The sequence below is a fragment of the Virgibacillus sp. 6R genome, assembly GCF_001895305.1.
GTDB classification, from domain to species: domain Bacteria; phylum Bacillota; class Bacilli; order Bacillales; family Amphibacillaceae; genus Virgibacillus; species Virgibacillus pantothenticus.
This window is the reverse complement of record NZ_CP017762.1, coordinates 1,032,705-1,055,969: the sequence shown is the minus strand read 5'-3', so window position 1 is coordinate 1,055,969 and position 23,265 is coordinate 1,032,705. Positions and strand designations below refer to the sequence as shown.

26 protein-coding genes and 2 pseudogenes are annotated in these 23,265 nt (G+C 37.7%); 24 read left to right on the top strand and 4 right to left on the bottom strand.

Annotated elements, in window-relative coordinates; all coding sequences use genetic code 11:
- The first annotated feature begins 272 nt into the window (after nucleotides 1–272).
- The 3 genes from BKP57_RS04845 (at nucleotide 273) to BKP57_RS04835 (ending at nucleotide 4,443) form a co-directional block, all read left to right on the top strand.
- Nucleotides 273–2,336: a peptidoglycan D,D-transpeptidase FtsI family protein gene (locus BKP57_RS04845; RefSeq protein ID WP_072741079.1), complete on the top strand. Its 2,064-nt coding sequence runs from the start codon at nucleotides 273–275 to the stop codon at nucleotides 2,334–2,336.
- Between the two features lie 470 nt (nucleotides 2,337–2,806).
- Nucleotides 2,807–3,328 carry a GrpB family protein gene (locus BKP57_RS04840; protein WP_072741078.1) on the top strand — a complete coding sequence of 174 codons (522 nt, stop codon included), beginning with the start codon at nucleotides 2,807–2,809 and terminating at the stop codon, nucleotides 3,326–3,328.
- Between the two features lie 491 nt (nucleotides 3,329–3,819).
- On the top strand, nucleotides 3,820–4,443 hold the full coding sequence (locus tag BKP57_RS04835; protein ID WP_072741077.1) for a YczE/YyaS/YitT family protein: 624 nt from the start codon (nucleotides 3,820–3,822) through the stop codon (nucleotides 4,441–4,443).
- A gap of 405 nt (nucleotides 4,444–4,848) precedes the next feature.
- Here the strand turns inward: BKP57_RS04835 and BKP57_RS21910 are convergent, their stop codons facing one another.
- Nucleotides 4,849–5,016 carry a hypothetical protein gene (locus BKP57_RS21910; protein WP_156875274.1) on the bottom strand — a complete coding sequence of 56 codons (168 nt, stop codon included), beginning with the start codon at nucleotides 5,014–5,016 and terminating at the stop codon, nucleotides 4,849–4,851.
- Nucleotides 5,017–5,382: 366 nt separating this feature from the next.
- On the opposite strand from BKP57_RS21910, the gene BKP57_RS04830 reads away from it, so the two are divergent.
- A complete protein-coding gene (locus BKP57_RS04830) occupies nucleotides 5,383–5,799 on the top strand; it encodes a universal stress protein (RefSeq protein ID WP_050350096.1) in 417 nt (138 codons plus the stop codon).
- Between the two features lie 145 nt (nucleotides 5,800–5,944).
- On the opposite strand, the gene BKP57_RS04825 is transcribed toward BKP57_RS04830, so the two are convergent.
- Nucleotides 5,945–7,084, bottom strand: a complete 1,140-nt coding sequence (locus tag BKP57_RS04825) for an NAD(P)/FAD-dependent oxidoreductase (RefSeq protein WP_072741076.1) — start codon at nucleotides 7,082–7,084, stop codon at nucleotides 5,945–5,947.
- Nucleotides 7,085–7,571: 487 nt separating this feature from the next.
- On the opposite strand from BKP57_RS04825, the gene BKP57_RS04820 reads away from it, so the two are divergent.
- From BKP57_RS04820 to BKP57_RS04755, 16 genes and pseudogenes are all read left to right on the top strand, one after another.
- Nucleotides 7,572–8,501, top strand: a complete 930-nt coding sequence (locus BKP57_RS04820; RefSeq protein ID WP_050350098.1) for a manganese-dependent inorganic pyrophosphatase — start codon at nucleotides 7,572–7,574, stop codon at nucleotides 8,499–8,501.
- A gap of 245 nt (nucleotides 8,502–8,746) precedes the next feature.
- Nucleotides 8,747–9,268: a GNAT family N-acetyltransferase gene (locus BKP57_RS04815; protein WP_050350099.1), complete on the top strand. Its 522-nt coding sequence runs from the start codon at nucleotides 8,747–8,749 to the stop codon at nucleotides 9,266–9,268.
- Between the two features lie 668 nt (nucleotides 9,269–9,936).
- Entirely contained in the window at nucleotides 9,937–10,413 is a 477-nt protein-coding gene (locus BKP57_RS04810) for a DinB family protein (protein ID WP_128743278.1), read from the top strand.
- 231 nt (nucleotides 10,414–10,644) lie between these two features.
- Nucleotides 10,645–10,797, top strand: coding sequence for a small acid-soluble spore protein P (locus BKP57_RS04805; RefSeq protein WP_050350100.1), 153 nt, complete (start codon nucleotides 10,645–10,647; stop codon nucleotides 10,795–10,797).
- A 300-nt stretch (nucleotides 10,798–11,097) separates the two neighbouring features.
- The gene (mscL, locus tag BKP57_RS04800; RefSeq protein WP_050350101.1) at nucleotides 11,098–11,490 is read left to right on the top strand and encodes a large conductance mechanosensitive channel protein MscL; all 393 of its coding nucleotides are present in this window, start codon (nucleotides 11,098–11,100) and stop codon (nucleotides 11,488–11,490) included.
- Nucleotides 11,491–11,507: 17 nt separating this feature from the next.
- A pseudogene (locus tag BKP57_RS04795) lies at nucleotides 11,508–12,106 on the top strand (GNAT family N-acetyltransferase).
- Nucleotides 12,090–12,368, top strand: a complete 279-nt coding sequence (locus tag BKP57_RS22695; RefSeq protein WP_232231325.1) for a DUF4269 domain-containing protein — start codon at nucleotides 12,090–12,092, stop codon at nucleotides 12,366–12,368. The pseudogene BKP57_RS04795 and the gene BKP57_RS22695 overlap by 17 nt, the downstream one beginning before the upstream one ends.
- Nucleotides 12,361–12,624 carry a DUF4269 domain-containing protein gene (locus tag BKP57_RS22690; protein ID WP_232231324.1) on the top strand — a complete coding sequence of 88 codons (264 nt, stop codon included), beginning with the start codon at nucleotides 12,361–12,363 and terminating at the stop codon, nucleotides 12,622–12,624. Before BKP57_RS22695 ends, BKP57_RS22690 begins: the two co-directional genes overlap by 8 nt.
- A gap of 459 nt (nucleotides 12,625–13,083) precedes the next feature.
- Nucleotides 13,084–13,476 carry a spore coat protein gene (locus BKP57_RS04785; RefSeq protein ID WP_050350102.1) on the top strand — a complete coding sequence of 131 codons (393 nt, stop codon included), beginning with the start codon at nucleotides 13,084–13,086 and terminating at the stop codon, nucleotides 13,474–13,476.
- Between the two features lie 841 nt (nucleotides 13,477–14,317).
- Nucleotides 14,318–14,872 carry an SLOG family protein gene (locus BKP57_RS04780; protein WP_050350103.1) on the top strand — a complete coding sequence of 185 codons (555 nt, stop codon included), beginning with the start codon at nucleotides 14,318–14,320 and terminating at the stop codon, nucleotides 14,870–14,872.
- Nucleotides 14,873–15,008: 136 nt separating this feature from the next.
- Nucleotides 15,009–15,977, top strand: coding sequence for a nuclease-related domain-containing protein (locus BKP57_RS04775; RefSeq protein WP_082240850.1), 969 nt, complete (start codon nucleotides 15,009–15,011; stop codon nucleotides 15,975–15,977).
- Between the two features lie 282 nt (nucleotides 15,978–16,259).
- A complete protein-coding gene (locus tag BKP57_RS04770) occupies nucleotides 16,260–16,928 on the top strand; it encodes an SIMPL domain-containing protein (protein WP_050350105.1) in 669 nt (222 codons plus the stop codon).
- A gap of 250 nt (nucleotides 16,929–17,178) precedes the next feature.
- The gene (locus BKP57_RS04765) at nucleotides 17,179–17,547 is read left to right on the top strand and encodes a DnaJ family domain-containing protein (protein WP_050350106.1); all 369 of its coding nucleotides are present in this window, start codon (nucleotides 17,179–17,181) and stop codon (nucleotides 17,545–17,547) included.
- 15 nt (nucleotides 17,548–17,562) lie between these two features.
- A complete protein-coding gene (locus BKP57_RS04760) occupies nucleotides 17,563–18,060 on the top strand; it encodes a GNAT family N-acetyltransferase (protein ID WP_072741075.1) in 498 nt (165 codons plus the stop codon).
- Nucleotides 18,061–18,131: 71 nt separating this feature from the next.
- The gene (locus BKP57_RS21905; RefSeq protein ID WP_156875273.1) at nucleotides 18,132–18,278 is read left to right on the top strand and encodes a hypothetical protein; all 147 of its coding nucleotides are present in this window, start codon (nucleotides 18,132–18,134) and stop codon (nucleotides 18,276–18,278) included.
- A gap of 241 nt (nucleotides 18,279–18,519) precedes the next feature.
- Nucleotides 18,520–19,026: a GNAT family N-acetyltransferase gene (locus BKP57_RS04755; protein WP_050350108.1), complete on the top strand. Its 507-nt coding sequence runs from the start codon at nucleotides 18,520–18,522 to the stop codon at nucleotides 19,024–19,026.
- Here the strand turns inward: BKP57_RS04755 and BKP57_RS04750 are convergent.
- Nucleotides 19,021–19,254, bottom strand: a complete 234-nt coding sequence (locus BKP57_RS04750) for a hypothetical protein (RefSeq protein ID WP_050350109.1) — start codon at nucleotides 19,252–19,254, stop codon at nucleotides 19,021–19,023. The two genes, BKP57_RS04755 and BKP57_RS04750, sit on opposite strands and share 6 nt — an antisense overlap.
- Before the next feature lie 125 nt (nucleotides 19,255–19,379).
- Here BKP57_RS04750 and BKP57_RS04745 point away from each other — a divergent pair.
- From BKP57_RS04745 to BKP57_RS04730, 4 genes and pseudogenes are all read left to right on the top strand, one after another.
- A pseudogene (locus BKP57_RS04745) lies at nucleotides 19,380–19,783 on the top strand (NUDIX hydrolase).
- Between the two features lie 487 nt (nucleotides 19,784–20,270).
- A complete protein-coding gene (locus BKP57_RS04740) occupies nucleotides 20,271–20,816 on the top strand; it encodes a GNAT family N-acetyltransferase (RefSeq protein ID WP_050350110.1) in 546 nt (181 codons plus the stop codon).
- 92 nt (nucleotides 20,817–20,908) lie between these two features.
- A complete protein-coding gene (locus tag BKP57_RS04735; protein WP_072741074.1) occupies nucleotides 20,909–21,838 on the top strand; it encodes a phosphotransferase in 930 nt (309 codons plus the stop codon).
- Nucleotides 21,839–21,891: 53 nt separating this feature from the next.
- Nucleotides 21,892–22,116, top strand: coding sequence for a hypothetical protein (locus BKP57_RS04730; RefSeq protein ID WP_050350112.1), 225 nt, complete (start codon nucleotides 21,892–21,894; stop codon nucleotides 22,114–22,116).
- Nucleotides 22,117–22,618: 502 nt separating this feature from the next.
- Here the strand turns inward: BKP57_RS04730 and BKP57_RS04725 are convergent.
- Nucleotides 22,619–22,975, bottom strand: coding sequence for a carboxymuconolactone decarboxylase family protein (locus BKP57_RS04725; protein ID WP_072741073.1), 357 nt, complete (start codon nucleotides 22,973–22,975; stop codon nucleotides 22,619–22,621).
- Nucleotides 22,976–23,265: the final 290 nt, after the last annotated feature.

Here is a 23,265-nt window from a genome sequence, read left to right as displayed (position 1 = left end):
GATCCAATGGTCGGCAAAACCGACGATTGTTAACAGAATTGCAGACTTTTAATCAATCATGGTACATTTTCACACCGTCCTTAGATAGAGCTTTCTTAATCGTTTAAAACAGGAAAGAATTGGTTGCTGGTGAATTCGGAACATGGTATGATCAATTCAAAAGTAGTTTGAAGTGGGAAAAGTTGAGCAAGTTAAATTATTTCACTTTTTTGTATACTTGTGTTGATATTACAAATTAGCGGGGAGAATATTTTTAGAAAAAGGGGGATGACATGAGCAAGAGAAGAAAAGAAAACAAATGGAAGGATAAGCTGCCATTTCGATTGAATTTGCTCTTTTTTGTTATGTTTATCATGTTTGCAGCTTTAATTCTCCAGCTCGGTGCAGTCCAAATTCTTAGAGGGGAGTCTTTTCAGGAAGAAATTGATCGAACGGTTAATGAGACAACGAAAGTACCAGTTCCACGTGGTAAAATATATGATAGCAATCAGCAACTTGTTGTCGGTAACGAGCCACTATATGCGATTACCTATACCCCTGCTAAAGGAACGCAAGCTGCAGATAGATTAGAAGTAGCTGAGAAATTAGCCAAGCTGATTACGATTGAGGTTAAAGGAATTAGTGAAAGGGATAAAAAAGAGTACTATTACTTAAACAATAAAGACAAAGTAGTAGAAAGGCTGTCTCAAGAAGAAAAAAAGAAGCTTGATGATGTCGAAGAATATGATCTTGCTTTAGAACGAATTACCGAAACAGAGATGAATGATATATCGGAACACGATAAATTGATCATCGTAATTAAAAAAGAACTGGATAAAGCTTATGCGCTAACGCCACAAATTATTAAAAATGAAGGTGTAACAGCAGAAGAGTATGCGCAAGTATCGGAAAATTTAGGTGAATTACCAGGAATCAATGCGATTGCAGACTGGGAGCGCAATTATCCATTTGGAGATACATTAAAGAGCTTAGTTGGCAATATTACGACTCAAGAGCGAGGTCTTCCGAAAGAAAAATTGGAACACTTTTTAACGAGAGGATACAGCCGTAATGATCGTGTCGGAATTAGTGGTTTAGAAAAATATTATGAGGATGCTTTACGGGGGAGAAAAGAGCAAATAGAATATATCACAACAAAAGATGGAACTACGGTAGATTCTCGAGTAGCAGTGGAAGGGCAAGCAGGTAAAGATCTTGTTTTAACCATTGATATGGAATTCCAAAAAAAGGTCGATAAAGTGTTACAAGAAGAATTACAGAAGACGATTCAAAAACATCCTTATCAACATCAATATATGTCAGATGCAGCCGCTGTAGTCATGAACCCAAAAACGGGAGCATTGCTTGCGGTAAGCGGTGTAACATACGATAGAAAAACAAATGACTATAAGAAGGCTCCATATAAAGCATTCCATGATGCTCATTTACCAGGGTCCGCTATTAAAGGAGCTACTGTTTTAGCAGGGTACGAATCAGGAGTTATTTCTCCAGGGCAAGTATTTAATGACAGAAAAATACAAATTGCTAGTGGCGCGCCGAAAGGTTCCTATTCGGAACTAGGCCCGGTGGATGACTATGCTGCGTTACGCCGTTCATCTAACGTATATATGTTTTATATTGCATTGAAAATGGGAGGAGAGCATCGCTATCCGTTTCCAAATGGAGAGAGTGCGGCATTTGATGTAGCTGCATGGGATCAGATGCGCAGCTATTTTCAACAATTTGGCTTAGGAAATCGAACAGGTATTGATTACCCTTATGAATCAACCGGTGTTATTGGTGACAAACAATTTCAACCAGGGCTGCTTATGGACTATGCAATTGGTCAATATGATAACTACACTGCTCTACAGTTAGTGCAATATGTATCAACGATAGCGAATGACGGTAACCGTGTACGCCCACAATTAGTAAAAGAGATACGCAATCCATCACAAGTAGAAGAGCGATTAGGCTCTGTATATCAAAGCAAGGGAACAGAAGTACTAAATCGAATTGATATGGATAAATCGAATATTGAACGAATTCAGGAAGGGTTTAGGCAAGTATTTAATGAACCAAGAGGAACTGCTGTACGTTATTTTGGAACATCGAAATATCGTAATTATAAAGCAGCTGGTAAAACGGGGACCGCTCAAAACGCCTATTATAAAGATGGAGAAAAGAAAGCAGATACAGAAAATCTTTCACTTGTTGGCTATGCACCTTATGATGATCCTGAAATGGCGTTTGCTATTATTGTACCTCATACGGGGATTGTTAATAGTAAACATCCGATAAATCAAACCATCGGTCAAGGTATTTTAGATGCTTATTTTTCCAGTAAAGAAGATTAGAATGTTGTACTTGATAGTGGGGGAATTAGCCGATATGATAGTTTCTGAAAGCTCGTGCTTATGAAGTGGTGAGTACGTATATGGTATGTGGGGTGAGGCTCCTAATAAATAGGAGTCTCATTATCATTTACATAGAAGAAAGATCTGCGGTGATATGTCAAATAGAATCAATGTACTATTTGTTAAAAAAAGCATTAGGAAAACTAGACCAGTAATTAAGTGTGAAATAATGGAAGTTGATGACGCAAGGCGGCGACTCCTGCGGGAAAAGCATGAGCCTTAAGATCCCGCAACGAGCGCTTTTTGCGAGGGAGGAGGCTCATGCAGACCCTCGGAAAGCGTCCAACTGTAGTGTAAAGCGACGGATTCAGGTGCACTTATAAATTCTCAAGCAGTATAACAAATAAAATGTAAGAAAAAATGGAGCGAAAAAAATAACGCCTAAATATAATATAAGAGGAGGTATATTCTTGCGGAAAGTAATCGTTACTCCATACCAAAGTAAATGGCAGAATCTTTTTATGCAAGAAGCAAAAAATATAGCAGCCATTTTTAAAACAGAACTAGTTGTGATGCATCATATTGGAAGTACGGCTGTTCCAGGCTTAGCAGCTAAACCGATTATAGACATCATGCCGGTGGTTTCTTCGATTGAAAAAGTAGATCAATACATAGAAGAAATGGAAAATCTGGGCTATGTCGCCTTAGGAGAGAATGGTATAGAAGGAAGAAGGTATTTCAACAAAGGTGGAAATGAACGGACACATCATGTGCACGTATTTGAAGAAGGGGACGACCATATCAAACGGCATCTCGCGTTTAAGGATTATTTAATTGCCCACCCATCGATAGCTAAAAAATACGGAGATTTAAAAACGGCTTTAGCGATCAAGTATCCGAAACAGATAGAAGCATATATTAGCGAGAAAAATGATTTTGTGAAAGAAGTGGAACAAGAAGCCTTAACTTGGTATAGATTAAAAGAAGCATGATAATTTATGGGCAAGCCTATTATAAAATGACTTTCACAGGGAGTTTTACTTTTTATGTATTATTAGTGATTATAGTGCGTGTTCAAAAAAGGTGGTAATAAGGACCGAGGTCGGATATGGTCTCAGGCGTCTTTGAAAAAGAAAAACACTTTTTCTGCGTGCAATGTGTTGCTGTCGTAGCCTTTCTTGTCTCGTTGCAACGCCGACACTAGCTCGTTCTGGCGCCTGAGTTTGAGCGGCGAAGTTTAGTAGTGGGCTTGTGTGTGTTACTGACTTCTACGTTGCCTACAGAACGTGGGCTATTTTAGCAAAACTCCATATGCCTACAGAAACATGAACATTAGTATAGGCTTGCTTGAAACTCGTTCTCACGAGGAAAGGGGGAACTCTTTTTCAAAGGAAGGAAAAACAAGCTAACGAAGAAATTTGCTTTAGCATTTTTTAGTGCACTTTTTAAACAACCTCTTATAGAGAAAGAAGGCGTTGCGATAATGTTAGCAGTCCGCTGGGGAGTATTTTTAATCGGCATCACTGTATTTAGTCTCGGTGTAAGTATATCTATTAATATGCAGCATCTTGGTATTCACCCATGGGACGTACTGAATGTTGCTTTATTTGAAAAGTTGGGGTTATCAATTGGTTCGTGGGCAATAATTATTTCTATTTTATTAATTGGTGTATCTTGGGTTTTAGATAAGAGCTATATTAAAATGGGGACATTTTTTAATGCAGTATTGGTTGGTTTGCTGGTAGATATTTTTCTATGGCTTGATTTTTTACCAGTTGCATCGAGGTCGTGGTCAGATTATATGCTCATTATCGTTGGAATTGTAATTATGGGTTTGGGTGGTGGTATTTATAATGCAGCAAATGTAGGCTCAGGGCCGCGAGATGGATTTATGCTGTCTATTTCTGATAAGCTTCAAGCATCTGTGGGCAAAGTTCGGATTATTACCGAAACCTTCGTACTGCTCGTTGGTTTGTTGTTAGGTGGTCCGGTCTTTTTATTTACATTTGTTTTTACCTTTATTCAAAGTCCAATATTTCAATTTACATATGGAAAAATCCGCTCGAAATTACAATATTTAGAGACAAGACACCAGCATAGTGCTTAATGAACTATTTGTGCTCCGGCGTTCCGTTTTTTATACGGTAAGGTCGGCGAGGTCGGTGTCAAATAAATACGATAACATTTATCCCGCATATAAGGTGCTGTAAGTCTCCCACTTCAAGAATTGGAGAATCCATACTGCAACAAGTCTAAGTGGGAGATAGCAGCACCTAGATGCTTGATTCGTCCAGAGACCTTTAGGTCATACCATTACGGTACTAACAATCAGTGGGGATGAAAGAAAATCCCCACTGATTGATGTGACCCCTGTCAAGTAGACAGTATTAAAAGAGCAAATTATGCAGCTTGTGCTCTGAATTTTAGGGACTCAGGTGTTTAATTTCTTGGAAACATTAAAGGTTCGCTTTATCTATATAGCACCTAAATGTGGGAATAATAAATTGAACCTTCACTTAATATGCTCTCTATTTACATAGTCAGAAGCTTGTATTTGATGAGAAGATAAAGCGCGTTCTAAGTCATAATCAGTTATTACTTTCTGTAACCAAATCCAGCATAATATAAGTACAAGGAAAGTGAAAACAATCACCGCGAAAACAGCGAATTTTCCTTTCATAACTATTACCCCCTTCGTGTTACAAAATGATTCATTTTAAAAAAGTGTAAAAATTCAATTGGTTCCGTTTTATTCATTGAAGAGCTGTAATCATGACATAGTAAAGTAGTTTATATGTATTCTACTTGATTTACTTTTCTAATTAGATATAGCTTTTAAATATAACGTTAGCGTACCAAACCCTTCTCTTTCTGTAAATATAAACAATTCCCTTTAGGATTAATAGCGCCTTTTAAAATTGCTTTAGAAGTGTCTCCTGTCTTAAGGAAATTATTCTAAGCAAACAGGATAGTAAATCAAAACAGAAACAAGTAAAATAAAGATAAAAGAAATCCTAAATCATAGTTTTTTCGCGAGGTGATCGGTTTGTTTCAAAATATTTTATTGGCAGCGGATGGCTCTTCTCATTCTATTCGTTCTGCCGAGTATACAGTAGGGTTGGCTAAAAAATTTTCGTCTAAGGTGGAAGTGGTGTATGTTGTTGATGGTGAAACGGCAAAGTCGGACGTGCTATATGGTGCCGACCATGCGCAAGTAGAAAAAAACAGACAAGAAAGAATGCAACCGATCACAGATGTATTACAAGCAGCCAATATAGATTACACAGTTACCGTTTTACATGGGGATCCGGGGCCTAAAATTGTTGCATATGCAAATAAGCATGATATTGATTGTGTCATTGTAGGAAGCCGCGGTAGAAATAACTTCCAAACGTTTCTGTTAGGTAGTGTCAGTCACAAGGTTGCTAAGCAAGTGGAATGCCCAGTATTAATCGTAAAATAAAATTTAAGCATTGGTGTGAGTTCCAATAGAAAAGGAAAGCCACATGAATTCAAAAGCTTTAAATTTGAATTCATGTGGTTTATTCATTTTAAGTGGTTTGATCTAGCGTTAGTTTTTTAGGTAGTTACTCACGGAAACTTGTACGCTATAGTTTAGCATTTGTGATTGCAGTACGTACGTCGTAAGGATGCAAATCAATATCTGTCGGTTCGCTCATGGCTAATTTTGCTAACTGCGAACCAATAAATGGTCCCATCGTTAATCCTGTTGATCCAAGCCCGTTTGCTAATAACAACCCTTGAAAGCCTGGGAGCGGACCAATGACTGGGAGAAATTCTGGAGTCACAGGACGAAAACCAACACGAGCTTCTACAACTGTTGCCTCTGCTAATCGTGGCGCAAATTCCAGCGCTTTCGTTATAATTTCCTGCATCCCACCAACTGTAACACGACAATCATAACCTACTTTATTTTCATATGTCGCACCAAGCACGATTCGATTGTTCGGAAAGGTGAGCATATATTGATTATTCGGCGGCTTCACAACTGGTAAAGTGGATAAGTCTTCATCCATATTTTCTAGTTTCACATGTAAAATTTGTGCCCGTTGTGCCTCGACTTGAAAGGCAACTCCTAACGGTTTTAGTAACTCGCTCATCCAAGCACCTGTTGCTGCAATAACTGTATTTGCTTTTACTTCACGACCATCATGTAAAGTGACGCCAGTAATCGTTTGTCCTGCGTTTTGTAATACAGCGGTCCCTTTTATTCGTTTCGCACCGTGTTTTTGTGCTGCTTGAAGAAGTGCATCCCGAAGCTTTCTACCGTTTACACGCGCTGCACCACTAACATAAACAGAGCCATACGTGTCGTCTAATAATGGAAATCTACTTTGTGTTTGCTTGGGAGATAATAATTCCACCTCGCCAATTTCTGGAGCATCTATCTTTCGTTTTTCCGCTCGTTCCTTCATTGCGATTAATTTTTTCTCATCTTGATGCAAATGTAATGCACCAACTTGCTGATAGCCGGTGTCCGGTAAGCCGTCTGTTGCGAGTGATTTTACTAAATAAGGATACATGCGAGCTCCAGCTTTTACAAGTTCATACCACGCTTTATTTCGTCGTTGTGACAACCACGGACAGACGATCCCAGCAGCAGCATCTGTTGCTTGTCCTTTATCTTCACGATCTATAATCGTCACGTCACAGTTATTCTTCGCAAGATAATAGGCGGTTGAAGCTCCCACAATGCCGCTACCAACAATAATTGCTTTTCTTTTCATCGGAATATCCTTTCGTTCAGCAGAATAATCGTTACTATCATAAAAAATTTCCTCTATATGCTTCACTATACTATGATAAAAATAAACGGATAAAAAGTAAATGCGTACTAGAGCTTATTTTTTAAAGAATAAGAAAGTATAAACTTAGGTGCTTATGGATAACGAAATAACCGACTAGCCACGTCCAGCGCATGAGCCCAGCAACGATGCGACTTTAGAAATGCGCCCTACGATAAGGCATCATCGGTTCGTGGCAAAGAGGAAGGCCGACTAAAAACGGGCTTGCCGCTCAGGCGTCGGCATACCCCTGTTTTTAGTGGCATGATTCCTATATCTTTAGTTGATTCGTTCCATTCACTACGTTGCTAAACGGGCGCTTGCGCCTTTGTTCATGTGATTTAGCGAATTTTTTTAAATCGCTATTCAAGCGGAATGAATTTTGATAAGCTAATAGTTGTAAAAGCTTTAATAGAAGGAGAAATGATCAATGGCAAAGACGATAATTTTTGGACATAAAAATCCAGATACAGACGCAATTTGTTCCGCAATCGGATATGCGGATTTAAAGCAGAAATTGGGAATGGATGCAGAACCCGTTCGACTAGGTGCAGTTAGCAAAGAAACGCAATATGCACTTGATTATTTCGAAGTAAAAGCACCTGCATTAATGGAGGAAGTAGAGCCAGGTACAGATGTGATTCTCGTTGACCATAATGAATTTCAACAAAGTGTAGCAAATATTAAAGACGCTCGTATTACGGAGGTAGTTGACCACCATCGCATTTCTAACTTTGAAACAAGTGAACCGCTATATTTCCGTGCTGAGCCTGTTGGTTGTACAGCTACCATCTTAAACAAAATGTATAAGGAAAATGGAATTGCTGTTCCAAAGCAAATTGCTGGTCTATTATTATCAGCGATTATTTCCGATTCTTTATTGCTAAAATCGCCAACGTGCACACAGGAAGATGTAGATGCGGCTCATGAATTAGCTGAGATTGCAGGGGTTGATTTGCATACGTACGGGCTGGAAATGTTAAAAGCAGGAGCAGATTTAGGCGATAAATCGATTTCTGAATTATTAACGATGGACGCAAAGGAATTTTCTATGGGCGGTGCGAAAGTTGAAATTGCCCAGGTAAATGCAGTCGATACAGAACAAATTTACGCACTGCAAACGGAAATTGAAGCAGAAATTGCCAATCTGATTAAAGAAAAAGAACTTGACCTATTTTTATTCGTTGTCACGGATATTTTAAACAATGATTCGGAAGTGCTTGCAGTCGGAAATGGAAAGTCAAAAGTGGAAGCTGCATTTAACGTTGACCTTGATCACCGCAGTCGTGCGCTATTAAAAGGTGTTGTTTCGCGTAAAAAGCAAATTGTAACAGCACTAACAGAGGCATATGAAAAATAAACACTAATATTGTAAAGGCACATGCGTATATTCAAATAGACTAAATGAATAAAAGGATGTTATGTTCTATATATGGGCATAAATCCTTTTTTTCTTATGCAAGTTTGTTATCGTTAAATATTGAAATATAGTTTTCATATGTATGCATTAAAAATATAATAAAGAAAAACGTTGTACGATTTAAATTTTTCTCCCACCTATACCCAAAAATACTTTTACTTGAGATAATTTTATGGAGGAGTTACATGAACATAACAACAGAAAGGCTAATTATACGTCATTTCGAATTAAGAGATTGGGAAGAAGTATATCCATATACATCCCGAAAGTCAGTTATGAAATATATGCCTGAAGGTGTATTAACAAAACAGGAAACACAGAAAATGATTAAAAAGAACCTAGGTGAATCAGCTAAGAAATTTCCAGTAATATTAGCCAACCAAAATATTCTAATTGGACATATGGAGTTTTTTAACTATTTTGGTGACCACACATATGAAATAGGTTGGGTATTTCATCCTGAGTATTATAATCAAGGTTATGCGTCGGAAGCTGCACTTGCAATATTAAAATATGGATTTGAAGAACTAGAACTACATAGAATTGTAGCAACTTGCCAGCCAGAAAATGTTCCTTCCTTTCGTGTCATGGAAAAGATCGGCATGAGAAGAGAAGGGCATTTTAAAAAATGTATTCCTCATGGAGATGAATGGTGGGATGAATACTCTTATGCAGTACTAAAGGAAGAATGGAATAACCGTTCTTAGTTGTTACCACGGAGCACCTAAATAACTTCTCATTCTATAAAAGATTGAATTCATAATTATCCCGCATATAAGGTGCTGTAAGACTCCCGCTTCAGGGGTTGGATATCTGTACAGCCACAAGTCTAAGTAGAAGATAACAGCACCTAAATGCCCGTTTTGTTCAAAGTCCTTTAGATCATACCATTAAGGTACTAACAAGCCGTGTGGGATGAAGGAAAGCCACCAATGATGGTTTATTTGCTTTATTTGATCTTTTTCAAGTTTTCCACCTACGGGGGCAATTGATTAACAAGAGATAGTTGACTATTTGTAATGACGGACTGTTTTATTAAAGAAATAGTGTATAATGTAAATGAAGAACGTACGTTTCCTTTAGGCAAGAATAATGGAAAGCACTTTTCATTATCATGTTTATAATGGAATTCAAGACCGTCATGTTGTATATAAAGAGGATAAGGGAGGAGGGAAACTTTTTGCTATTGGAAGCGATTTCCTTATAAGCAAAAGCAATAGAGGATAAAAAGTATGGGGCTGTATTTATCATAGAAGTCAAAAATAGATATTTGGACATGTATTATCTTATGATGAAAAACTTGAATTGATCATTTTTGCAGAATACCTCTGAGAAGTGCCCTGTTAATACATTTTGTATAGGAGTGTATATTTTATTGATAAAATTTCTGGAGTATAACTGGCAGGTAAGAGAAGACTGGTTTGAATGGTGTAATCAACTAACAATAAAAGAGCTGTTAAAAGACCGTACAGGTGGAGTGGGTAGCATTTTATATACCCTATTTCACATTATCGATGTAGAATATAGTTGGTTTAGGGGGATTCAAGGTAAAGAAGACGTAATAGTGCAGTTTGCGGATTACAACACAATGGAGAAGGTTAAAACGCTTTCAAGTACATTCCGAACAGAAATAGTTGCATTTTTGAAAGCCAATTTAGATGAAATTAAAGGGAAATTAATAAGTGTTCCTTGGGATGAAGATCAATATACTGTAGATGAAATATTGCATCATATAATCGTTCACGAAATTCACCATGTTGGTCAACTTTCTATTTGGGCAAGAGAATTAGATCTAAATCCTGTAACTGCTAACTTTATTGGAAGAGAACTTAAACCTTTCCATTCTAATTAAAAGTAAAGCGCCTTTTCGTTTCCAGTCCTGTATCAATGATTGCTTTGTAACTGCAGTACAAGCCTTTGATTTAGGGGAATAATCGTAATGTAACATTATTTTCGCATCTGGTAGCTAACAGTTTTGGATTCAAGGTGAATGACGCGTGAATCTGTGTAAATACTTAGGATTGCTGTATAAACGGAATAATTGCTACAAAAGCTAATGGTACATTAACTAGGAGGGATTTCCATGGAAGGTAAACCAAAAGGACCAAAACAAAAGCAGCATCCCAATTTACCCGAAAGTCCAAAACAACCATATGGAGAACCATTAGATGGCTCTAAAAAGGTAAAACAGGCAAATCATTCAAGGCAAAAACACAATCCCCATCACGGGTTATAGAACAAGGTATCCAGTCTGGGTACCTGTTTATTTTTGAAGAAGTGTTTGTTTCCAAAACAGCGCTTTTTATAATAGCAACATATTTACCGATATCTAGTTACTTTGTTAGACAAGTACTGATTAGATTCTATTTTCAACTCACTTCCCGTCACAGTTTTCTGCCGTGCTAGCATCTTATTAGACTATCAACGCTAGTCAAGGATGGTTACAGTGTTTTATGCTGTTTATAAATTATTTTTTAATTACACCAGATTTTGCTATGATTAAACGTATAAAAAGGGAAGGGAAAGATGATCGACTATGTGGAAAGATTTCAAGGAATTTGCATTTAAGGGGAATGTCGTTGATTTAGCTGTAGCCGTCGTAATTGGTGCAGCATTCAGCGCAATTGTAACATCATTAGTAGAAAATATTATCACACCACTCATTGGAATTATTATGAATGGCATCGATTTTAGCAACTTATCCATTACTTATAAAAGTGCAACCATAAATTATGGGTTATTTATTCAATCGATAGTAGATTTCTTTATTGTGGCAGGTTCTATTTTCTTATTCATCCGTTTGTTAATGAAGTTTAAACGTCAAAAACAAGAAGAGCCTTTAGAAGAAACACCAGAAGTTAACGCCCAAGAAGAATTGTTAAAGGAAATTAGAGATTTATTGAAAGCGCAAGCGAACGACAATAAATAACTACAGGAGGGTATCGTTTGAAAATTAGACCATATCATTCTAACTATGAAAAGGGATGGTTACAATGCCGAGTGTTAGCTTTTTTAGAAACAGCTTATTATGACAATGTTTTACGGGAAAAGGAAACATATGACCACAAGGCAATTGAATTAGTAGCTATCCAGCAAGATAAGATAGTCGGGCTGATTGATGTGGAATATGAATCAGAAAAGAATACGGTGTGCACTGGTGAGAATGGACTTGGAGGAATGATTTGGCATCTTGCTGTGCACCCTGATTATCAACGGCTTGGCATTGGACATCAATTATTAAACAGTGCTGAGAGAATGCATCGGAAAAGGGCATAAATTATTTAGAAGCATGGACAAGAGATGACGAATGGGTATTGAACTGGTATCAGAAAAACGGTTTTCACCCTGTCCATTCTTATTTACATGTTTTTCTTGAAGGGAAAAGTGAAACGAGTTATTTGAAAAGTGAAGTCGGTAATTTTTACCCAGTTCAAGCATGGGCACATTATACCGGTAAAGATGAACAGGTTATTCGACAAGCATTCAGGCGCATACATACGTGTACAGGTTTGGAAAAGAGGTTGAATCATGCTGGAAACTTATAGATGTCTTCAAGCTGGGGATGAAAAGCAAATGCAAGCATACGAAGCAATCATGGGTTTAAATGTACTATATGACTTGCAAGTGTATAAGCCGGTTTTATGTGGAACGTTCCCCTTAGGAATTCATGTTGCGGGATCAGATTTGGACATTATTTTGCAAACTAGTGATTTAGAACGTTTGGAACAGGATTTGAGACGATTATATTCTCACCAGAAATCGTTTTGCACTCAAACGAAAAATCATCCGAGGTCGAGAAGTGGTTAAAGTAAATTTTTATTATCAATCATTTGCTTTTGAACTTTTCGCCCAAGATCAGCCTGTTTATGAGCAATATGCTTATTTGCACATGGTTATTGAAGATGGTGTATTAGGAAAGTTTCCCGAATGGAAAGGGGAAGTAATTCGGTTAAAGCAACTAGGAATGAACACAGAGGCAGCCTTTTGCAAACTATTGGGTCTTTCTGGTGATCCCTTTGAGCAGTTAATTCTATATGGAAAACGAAATAACATCATCTCATGAGCGAGGGAGCTTCTCTCGCTTTTTTGTTGTATAGGAACCTATAAAATGAGGTGCTCGTGGATAACGAAATAACCGACTAGCCACTTCCGGCGCATGAGCCCAGCAACGATGCGACTTTAGAAATGCGCCCTACGATAAGGCCTCATCGGTTCGTCGCTAAGAGGAATGCCGACTAAAAACGGGCTTGCCGCTCAGACGTCGGCATACCCCTGTTGCACAAGTTATAATTCGTTTACCTCGTTGATTCGTTCCATTCGCTACGTTGCTAAACGGGCGCCCCGCGCCTTTGTTCTTAAGCTGTTTTTATAGGCTGGCATTTGGAAGTGATCTTTATTAGAGTTAAACACAAATAGACGTTTTCAACAGCCTATTTTAGCTTTTTAGGTGATTGCCTTATACAAATGGGAGATATTTGCCATAGGTTATTAGTGAACCTATTACAGGAAAGGAGAATTTTTCATGAGACATCATCATGGGAATTGCTGTCCCCCAAAGCAGGTTGTTCATCCAACCAAATATAATTGTGTAAAACAATGCAGTGAAGATGTTGTAGAGCATATTCATCCTTCACATACGACTGTACAAAATCATCATACAACGATTAATAAACATGTATTTCCACATTCTACTTCTGTACAAAATACAAATAGCAGTGTAGACGTATACGGCGGATCTTTTAATGTACCATCTCAAGTAGGAGGAGCGATGGCTCCAGGATACGGAAATGGTCAGGTAGGAGGAGCAATGGCGCCAGGCTATGGAAACGGTCAAGTAGGAGGAGCAATGGCACCGGGAATGGGGCATGGATGTCATAAGCCGAAACATTGGCAACATCCACATAAATGGTGTTAACTTAAAAGAAAAGCTGGCATAGTTTATGCCAGCTTTTCAAGTTAGTATGCCAGGCATCGCACATTATCTAGGGTTGAAGTCCCGAGCCACGAAGGGAGTAGTAGTGTTTAGCTTAAGACAAGGGCGTCTGGGCTGATCCAGAATCTGAAGGAAGTCGGCGGCAAATCTCCACCTTTTAGGAACACGAACTTCATATGAGGCTAGGTCGGGGGAGTCACCTCCTCCTACTCGATTAAACGTAAATAGATGCAAAATATTTTCTCTGATCATTTATACCGTATATAAGGTGCTGTAAGAGACCCACTTCAGGAGTAGGATCATCTGTACAGCAACAGGTCTAAGTGGGAGATAACAGTACCTAAATGTCCTATTTCGTAAGCAGCCTTTAGGTCATACCATTACGGTACTAACAATCAGTTGGGGTTTCATTCATCCATCACTGATTGAAGATTCACTTTATCTCAAATCTAATCGGTAGTAAGACCTGCCCATCCATCCAACGAGATGAAATCCAGTATAATAAGGCAAGAATCCAGCCGTTAACATCTGCGAAACTAAAAAGCAGGAGAGGGATGAAGAATGCTTGCACTGATTAAAGTTCTCTTTGTTTAGTGCGCGTATTTATAATGATAACCGATGAAAACAATCTGATTAAAATTGGATTGCGAGATGTTCTGACAGCGTCGAGAAAATGATATGTTACAATTTTGTTTATAATAGCAATACTACTGAAATGCGTATTTCGAATCTACACGAGCAATTTTAGAGGTGATTATGTAGATACGCTATTAAGGTTTCCATCTAAAAATAAGGATAGATCTATGCGGAGGGAACAGATAAAATGAAAATTATAACAGTAACAGGGTATAAACCAATGGAAATCAATATCTTTAAGGAGGAGGATGATCGAATTACATACATTAAAGCAGCGATTAGGAAGCGGCTCGTGCCTATGATCGAGGAAGGTCTAGAATGGGTACTAATATCTGGACAAATGGGAGTGGAACTGTGGACAGCAGAAGTTGTGTATGATTTACAAGAGGATTACGATATTCGGCTAGGTGTCTTTCCGCCATTTGAAAATCAAGATAGTCGCTGGCCTGAGCCATTGCAGGAAAAATATCAGGCTATTATTGCGTCTGCAGACTTTTATAAACCTTTATATCAAGGCGATTATCGTGGGGCCTATCAGTTTAAAGCAAAAAACATGTGGTTAGTTGATAAAAGTGACGCTTGTTTATTATTAGTTGATCAAGAATATCCAGGAAGCACTCGCTATTTTTATGAAGTCGCTAAACAGGCGATGCCAGATCATACGATTTATACAATTACACCGTCGGACCTCGATGATGTGGTCGAAGAAATAAGAATGGCTGATCCTGATTACTGGATTTAAGTGTAAATTCGCCGAAGTTCACAAGAAGGTTGCTCGAAGTTCACAATTTAAGCAAGCATAAGAAGGATAAACTAACTTCAGCTTGCAGGTTTTTAGCAATATGTAGCGAATATAATGAATAACTACTTCAAATCAAATGAAAGGAAGTACTGCCTTGATTATCAAACCTTTACAAGCATCTCATTACTTATTACAAATGGAGGCATTAGCACGAAGGCTCCCGACGCCCCACACTTTAAAAGACACTATAACAAGTAAAGCAAAACGGTTACGAGCAGGTTATATAGGTGAAGCATCTTTGGAATATCCCCTTCAATTTTTACCCCAGCAAACTTTCCTCATTTTTTACAATGTCCGTTTAAAGAACGAATACGACTATTTTCAAATAGATATACTTATTGTATCGGCGAACTTTATCTTAATAGTAGAAGTGAAAAATATTAAAGATCATGTCATCTTTGACGAGATGGGACAAGCTATCCGCATTTCCGATCATAAAAAAGAAGCATTTACACATCCGATGTATCAGATAAACCTACAGCATACAAGGTTTCTTCGTTGGCTGCGGCAACATAACTTGCCACCAGTCCCCCTTGAAAAATTGGTTGTCTACACGAATCCCAAAACCATCTTAAAAAATCTTACGAACGATGAAAAAATTTCAGATCTTATTATTCATAAAGAGAAATTCCTCGAAAAACTGAATCTATTTCAAGAGAAATATACAAAATATTGCCTGTCTGAAGACGAGATAGTTCAGTTATCTTTTCGCTTAACATCCTCCCATATCACGAAAAGAATAAATGTTTTGGAGAAGTACGCATTGAAAGAACAAGAATTAATTCGGGGTGTACTTTGTCTAAAATGTTATGCAGCAAAAATGTATTTTCATTATGGAACATGGCGTTGTAACAGCTGTTATGATCAATCCAAAATTGCTCATCGATATGCGTTTTCGTACTATGCTTTATTAATAGAACCTTATATTAATAATCGCCAAGCACGAGAATTTCTTGAAATTTCATCCCCGTACATGATGAAACGACTGTTTAAGAAAGAAAATTTCAGTCAATCGGAAGTACAAGTGGCAGGAAGTATAAATTAGAAGTTATAAGAACTTAAGTGCGTGGTGAAATATGTAAATTCGCCGAAGTTCACAATTAAAGCTGGTATAAGAACGATAAACTAACATTCGGTAGCAGATTTATTGAAATATATGGAAAATGCGAAGTTCACAATTTAAGTTGGGAAGGAAAAATAGTAGCTGCTTGCAATTCTTTCCTTGGCCTGACTTACATCATTATCACATGGAAAGCATATTCTTAAATAGACAGAAACTGCTAGTTAAGCTGGCTTTATAAAAAATGGAAAGGAGAGGCTACTTCATATGTATACGTATCCGAATTACTATCAAACTCCTGTAAGGGCAGAAGTATTCTCGAATAGAATAATCAAAGTCTATGGGACGGGGAAAGTAGCTGTGGAACCGAACATCGTTTCCATTCAATTAGGAGTAATAACAGAAAATCAGTCCCTGCTTCTGGCACAGCAAGAAAATGCTCGTTTAATGAATCAAGTGATTCAAGCTCTGCTAGAATTAGGTTTTTCCCAAAAAGATATTCAAACATCTTCATACAATATCAGACCGATTTCTGATTTTAAGGATGGAGAGCCTGTTAACCAAAGATACCAGGTTGTCAATACTGTTCAAGTTACAATTACAGATTTTGATCAAATTGGTACAATTATTGATCGAGCTGTTCAAGAAGGAGTGAACCGTGTTTTTGCGATTCAATTTTCAACTAATCAGCAAGAAACAATCTATAATCAAGCTTTGCAAAACGCTTTGGAAGACGGTGCTCGAAAAGCCCGCACTATTGCTCAAAAATTCCATCTACCTTTAGATCCAACTCCATTTGAGATTATCGAACAAACAGTTCAGCCACTGGTAGCCCATAAAGCTTTTTCAACCTCTGTAGAAAATTTCACGACAACGCCTATTCAATCAGGTCAAATTGAAATAGAAGCAACCGTTGAGTTGGTATATAAGTATTGAACTACTGCAAATGATTACGATATATAAACCAATGAATAACATCATGTAAAGAATATCGCCTTTGAAACAACTGATTATATTAATAGCTTGTTGGTTGTAAAACATTTTTGCGTTAAACACGAAACCGAATTATCCGCATCTTTTCTTCCAAAAGGGCGAAATCATAAAAAGAAATTCCTATAATTGCAGGTTATTTTACGAATTTGTCGAATAGTATATAGAAATCAATGACGGAAAAGGGGGAAGTAGGTTGAATAAGGATTCTAAAAAAGAATATGAGGTTGATGAGCGTATTCAATACAATGACCCGATTAGCGAGGTGGTAAAAAGAGCAGAAAAGGAAGGGCATTTCGATCATTTACCTGGAAAAGGAAAACCACTTAAGTTAGCTAACAATTATTTTAATCCAGAAGAGAAACAGTTGTATAAGACAATGAAGGATAATCATGTGCTACCGAGGTGGATTGAATTAGCGAATGAAATTGACGTATTGAAAGAAGAACTAGCTGTTTTAGATGGGAAACAAAGGAAAGAAAAGGTGAAGTTTACCAACAAGAAAATAAAACAGTACAATCGCCTATGCCCGCCTTCTTTACAGCGCAATAAAATATACGACTAAGGGAAGGAAAATGACATGAACTTTAACATACGAAAAATGGAAGAAGCGGATATAGAAGCTGTGCAAGAAGTAGCAACAACGAGCTGGCATACGACGTATGAAGGAATAATTCCAATAGAAATTCAAGATACATTTTTGGCTGGTGCATATAGTAAAGAAATGTTAATTAGGCGTTTAAAAGGGTCACACTTTTTTATTGCTGTAGTAGATGGTAAGGTAATTGGTTTTGCTAACTATGCTCCTGTCACCGATAAAGGAACAATGGAATTGGCAGCTATTTATGTACTTCCGGATTATCAGGGGGTAGAGATAGGGTCAGCTTTGTTAGAAGCTGGTATAGCTATAAGCGAGGGTGCAGAGATTTATATCAATGTCGAGAAAGAGAATACGATTGGCAGACGTTTTTATGAAAGGAAAGGCTTTAAAGTAGTAGAAGAATTCACGGAAAATTTTGCTGGGCATTTATTGCAAACGATTCGCATGGTGCTTTATCCGCATAGAGTGCAAAGCTGAGTCACTGCCTCCATATAGGTATACCATACAGACTCTGCAATTGGAGAGCTGTCGAAAGGATGAAAAGCCAGATGAGAATGTATCGTTTTTCAACAGACTATGGGATGCAAATCACACGGTATCAATCAAAACAGTTGAAGATTGCGCCGATATTACAACTTTGTAAAGCTTCACTTCAAATGAGCTGTATGTATATTGAACCAGGGTATAAATGGTGAACACCCTGCTTTGACGGATCAGTTGTTTTTAGTGGTTGCAAGGAAAAGGTGAAGTAAAAGGAAACAATCGGCATTTTATTTCTGTTCAACAAGGGGACGCTATTTTTTGACGACAAGGAGAACACCATGTAACACGATCGGAACAAGGGTTGTCATGGAAGCAGAGATCCCAAATCTACCACACTATATACGTGCAAGATAAATGACAGACCTGAAATAAAACAAGAAAGGTGGTGTGCTGTTGAAAATACGAAAGGCGAATATAGATGATGCTGCTTCCATAGCCAAAGTGCATGTGGATAGCTGGAAATCAACCTATGTAGGGATTTTACCTGAGGCATTTTTACAAACGTTAACGTATGAGCCAAAAAGATGGCAGGAAAATATAAGGAAACAAACTATCTATATAGCTGAAGATCAGAGTGGCCACATAGTTGGATTTGCTATCGGTGGCAAAGAAAGGACAGGGAATTATTCTGAATATGAGGGGGAACTCTATGCGATTTATCTATTAGAGGAGCATCAAGGAAATGGCATTGGAAAAAGGCTATTTCAAACAGTAGTGAACCAGCTTCATCAAGAGAGGATTAACTCGATGGTGGTGTGCGTATTGGCTGAGAATAAGGCAGCGTATTTTTACGAAGCAATGGGCGGGAAATTAATCCATCGTACACAGCTGAATATTGGTGGTCATGAATTACCGACGCTTGTATATGGGTGGAAAGATATAGCGTTTTATCCCTTATAGGTGCTGTAAGACTCCAACTTCAAGAAGTGGATAATCTGTATTGCAACCAAGTCTAAGTTTGAAGATAACAGCACCTACATACCCGATTTGTTCAGAGGCCTTTAGGTCATACCCTTGCGTTCTAACAATAAGTGGGGGATGAATGAAAACTTTCACTGATTGAAGATTCACTTTATTTGCAGGAGTAAGCTTCTTTTTAGAATCGACAGCGTAACCTTTAATGTGCATACTTCATTTGGTTATATGTGTATATACCCGCGGTGCTTGTGAATACCGCTCTAGTTAACAGATAAGGGAAATCGTCCGTCCGCAACATGAATTTAAAATAAAAACGAATAAAGGAGGTTTAAAGACTGAAAAGAATAACTGGTGCTGCAGGAGTTTGTGTAAACGACAGGAACCAAATGCTCATGGTGTTGCAGGGAAAACCTGAAGAGAAGAAGACATGGACAGTGCCAACTGGGATAACAGAACTTCACGAAACGGGAGAAGCCTGTTGTATTCGCGAGGTAGTTGAAGAAAAAGGGTATATTGCGAGAATTAGCAAACATCTGTATACAAAGAAAAGTGCAAGCATTGACACTATTATTTAGTTCAGGTAACAGGTGGAGATATGAAAATGGATGACCCAGATGGTCTAATCTATAATATTGCATGGAAAACGAAGGAGGAATTAGATCAATTGCTACTTACTTTTGAAGAAAACCGTAATTTTTTAAAGTCCTGTTTTCAAGCAGGTAGGGCCAATGAATGTTGATGATACTTTTATAGCTACGTGTGGAGTTCCAATGCCTGAGTATAGAAATGGGAGGCATATGGGCTCTATTAAAAAAGGAGAATGACCAATGATTTCTTATGATGGTCCACGTTTACTGGAAATACTTTTTTGTGTTTTGCTGGTCATTTTCATTGGTCATGTTTTTATAACGAAAATGCTCGCTCCAATATTTAGTGCATCGTAAAATTTTTTCTCGCAAACAAGAAGGAAATCGCAAACAAAAAAATAGTAATAGGGTTAAACGTATTCATGTCTATTGTTGGAGTGATCTCACTCACCTAAATAGGGAATGATCTCAATATCTATTTTCTACTAGTTCTATTCATCATCTATTATGTCGTTCAACTATATTTTGAATGGAATGACATGAACCATAATTTTGAGAGTGTGTGTTAATGGTTAGTGTTAGCGTGATTATTATTGAAACCAAAATTTTTGGTTTGCTATTTAAATAGGGGGGAGCAATTTGCAAACTAAGCTATCCATACGACCATTAACAAAGTTACATAAGCCATTACTTGTGAAATGGCTGTCTGATCCTGAGGTATTGCAATTTTACGAAGGAAGAGACAAGCCGTTTAACATAAATATCGTTGAGTCTGAATTCTATACAAACGAGCCTTTTTTATCCCGTCGTATCATATATTTCCATAAAGCTCCTATCGGCTACGTGCAATATTACCCCATTAATAAGACTACAAGTAATTTAACTGCCCTTGTAGGAAAATGCGCTTACGGTATGGATCAATTCATAGGAGAAGCTGATTATAGAAATAAAGGGATTGGAACAGTGCTTGTTAAAAAGATAGCAAAGTTTCTCATGGAAGAACAGGACGCTCATAAGGTTATCCTTGATCCACAAGTGGAGAATGAAAGAGCGGTGGCATGCTATGAAAAAGCTGGATTTAAACGCGTTAAAAAATTATTGGATCATGAGTTCCATGAAGGAAAATACCGCGATTGTTGGTTGATGGAATGTAAGAAAATAAATGAAGATGGCTCGGCAAAATAAAAACGATACAACAATTATCCATGTAACACACATTGCAATGCTGTGAATGCTTACAGCGGACTAAAAACAATTTATTGAAAGGTAAGAACAGTATGCAAGCTATTAAAATTCTTGAACAATTTCATATTTCAGCAACAAAGAAGCCTGTAAGTATATATCCTTATTCTCCTGTTTACCACGTCCATTATGAAGGTGAGGATGTCATTGTTAAGAAAACCCAAAAAACGCTTGAACGAGCGCGTGCATTAGCAGCATATACGCAGTTTTTGCAAGAAAATGGCGTCCTCGTTGTTTCACCAATAAAAATGGACGTAGACAATCCACAAGAAATTGGTCCGGATTGTTATGTTGTATACCCATTTATAAAAGGAGAAAAGTACCGTGCGTCAAACGAGCAAATATATACTGCTGGAGCTTTATTAGGGAAAATTCACGCGCTATCGCCTGCAAAAGATCCATACCTGCTTTCATCATATAATGTGTATGATTTTACCAACGAGGAGGTAGAAGAGAGTGTACAATCCATTGCAAAGCACGCACAAACCAATCATGTTTCTCTAAATATAGCGGTACTAAAAGAAAAATTACTATCCTGCGTGTCCATGCAAACAGAACTGCGACAGCTCTCATTACCTCACGTATTAACACCGCATGATTATAAAGCGAATAATTTAGTATATACACCTGAACCTTACTTGATTGATCCGGACAATGCTGCAAGGGTTCCGCGTATCTTTGATTTAGCTTTAGCATTACTACTATTTCATAATGAAATGAATACAGCACCTGATATTGTTTTTACTCTGGAGCAATGGAATGCTTTCTTAGCTGGTTATTATAATTATGTACAACTGACTGATTTGGAAAAACAATCATGGGATATCGCATTAAAGCATGTGTTTTTAGATGAAGTAATGTGGCTCATGGCAGAGGTCCCTGAAGACTGGGAAAAGCAATCGCAGCGAAAGCTTTTTTTAAGTGTGGTTGATTTGTTTTTAGAAAGTAAAGCTTATCAACTTTAACATATAGCGAGGGAGTAGTTTGGGGGAGACAGCCTAAATCATTATCTATTTACATGACACTTGGCATAATTAGCGTGCTACTTACAGCTTGCACGCAAAAAGATAAAATAGTGCTGGACAAAGCAGAACTTTCAATGTATGAAACAATTTTAACTGGTACCATTACAGGCGGTCATGTGGGTCTCCCATTAGATATAAAGGGAAAGAGAGATGATGACATTACCATTGCAATTGATCATTATCAGCATAGTAAGCGAGTAGAACGGTTTGAGAACTGACCGCTACTATTCCGGAAGATGAACTGAATCAACCTGTAGAGCTGTTTGTATTCAAACAAAGTCTGAGAAAAACTGGATGTCGGCAATCATGTCCGAGTCTGGACAAACGAAGCTAGAATCAGAAGTTCATATGAACGATAGTAAAAATGCTGCTTCTGCTAGGGCAGGGGTTTTAGAGACCATAGAGCTGTAATGATGATTTGGAGCAAGTGGCTGCTTCATTTGTATGTAGAAACCAAAACCATGCAGGAGTAAGAGATATCATTGAAACGGAAGAGGACTTACAAAATGGCAACCAATTATGAAAATATAATTATCGTATTCGTAGAAATTAATTAACTTGACTGCTTACATGATCTCGTCGTATGAATCGGAAATGAAACCCTATCAATAGGAGAGATAGAAGTCCTGTCTAGCAGAGTTTGGTTTCAAATCATACTGGCTAAGAAGATGATTATATAGTGATATTCCCTAAGAAGAAACTTTAGGGAATATCCTATTTTTAAGTGGTTAGCTCTGCGATGCATTCTTGGACAAGCGTTACTGCTGCTTGACTCATGGATGCACCACCACCAAATGCTGCTGTAACAGCAGTTGCTTCTAATATTTCTTGTTTTGTACAACCTTGATCTAAACAACCTTTCGTATGATAAATGATGCAATATTCATTCTGAGCATGAAGGCTAATTCCTAAGGCAATTAGTTGTTTTGCTTTAGCAGAAAGCTCACCTGCTTGAAAGCATGCTTCTGTAAAATCATTGTACTTATCTGTAAATGCTGGCATTTGCTTTGCAAAGTTGTCTACACCTTTTTTATATGCCAATAATGTTTGTTCTATAGAGCTCTTGGCTGCTCCCATGACTTCCACTCCTTTTCCGGAAAATATAGTGTTAGTTTGACCAAAAATAATTAGACTAAACAAGGCAAGTATAAAACAGTTACATTTGAAATCGTAATACTTCGTTTTAAAAGAATCGAAAAAGGGAAAGAATTTAAACAAGTTAATCACAATGTAGCTTTACACTGTTCCTATTTTGCTAGTACAGGCTGCAGTTTTATCCGTATACAAGGTGTTGTAAGACTCCGACTTTAGGAGTTGGATAAACTGTATAGCAACAACTCTAAGTAGGAGATAACAGCACCTAAATG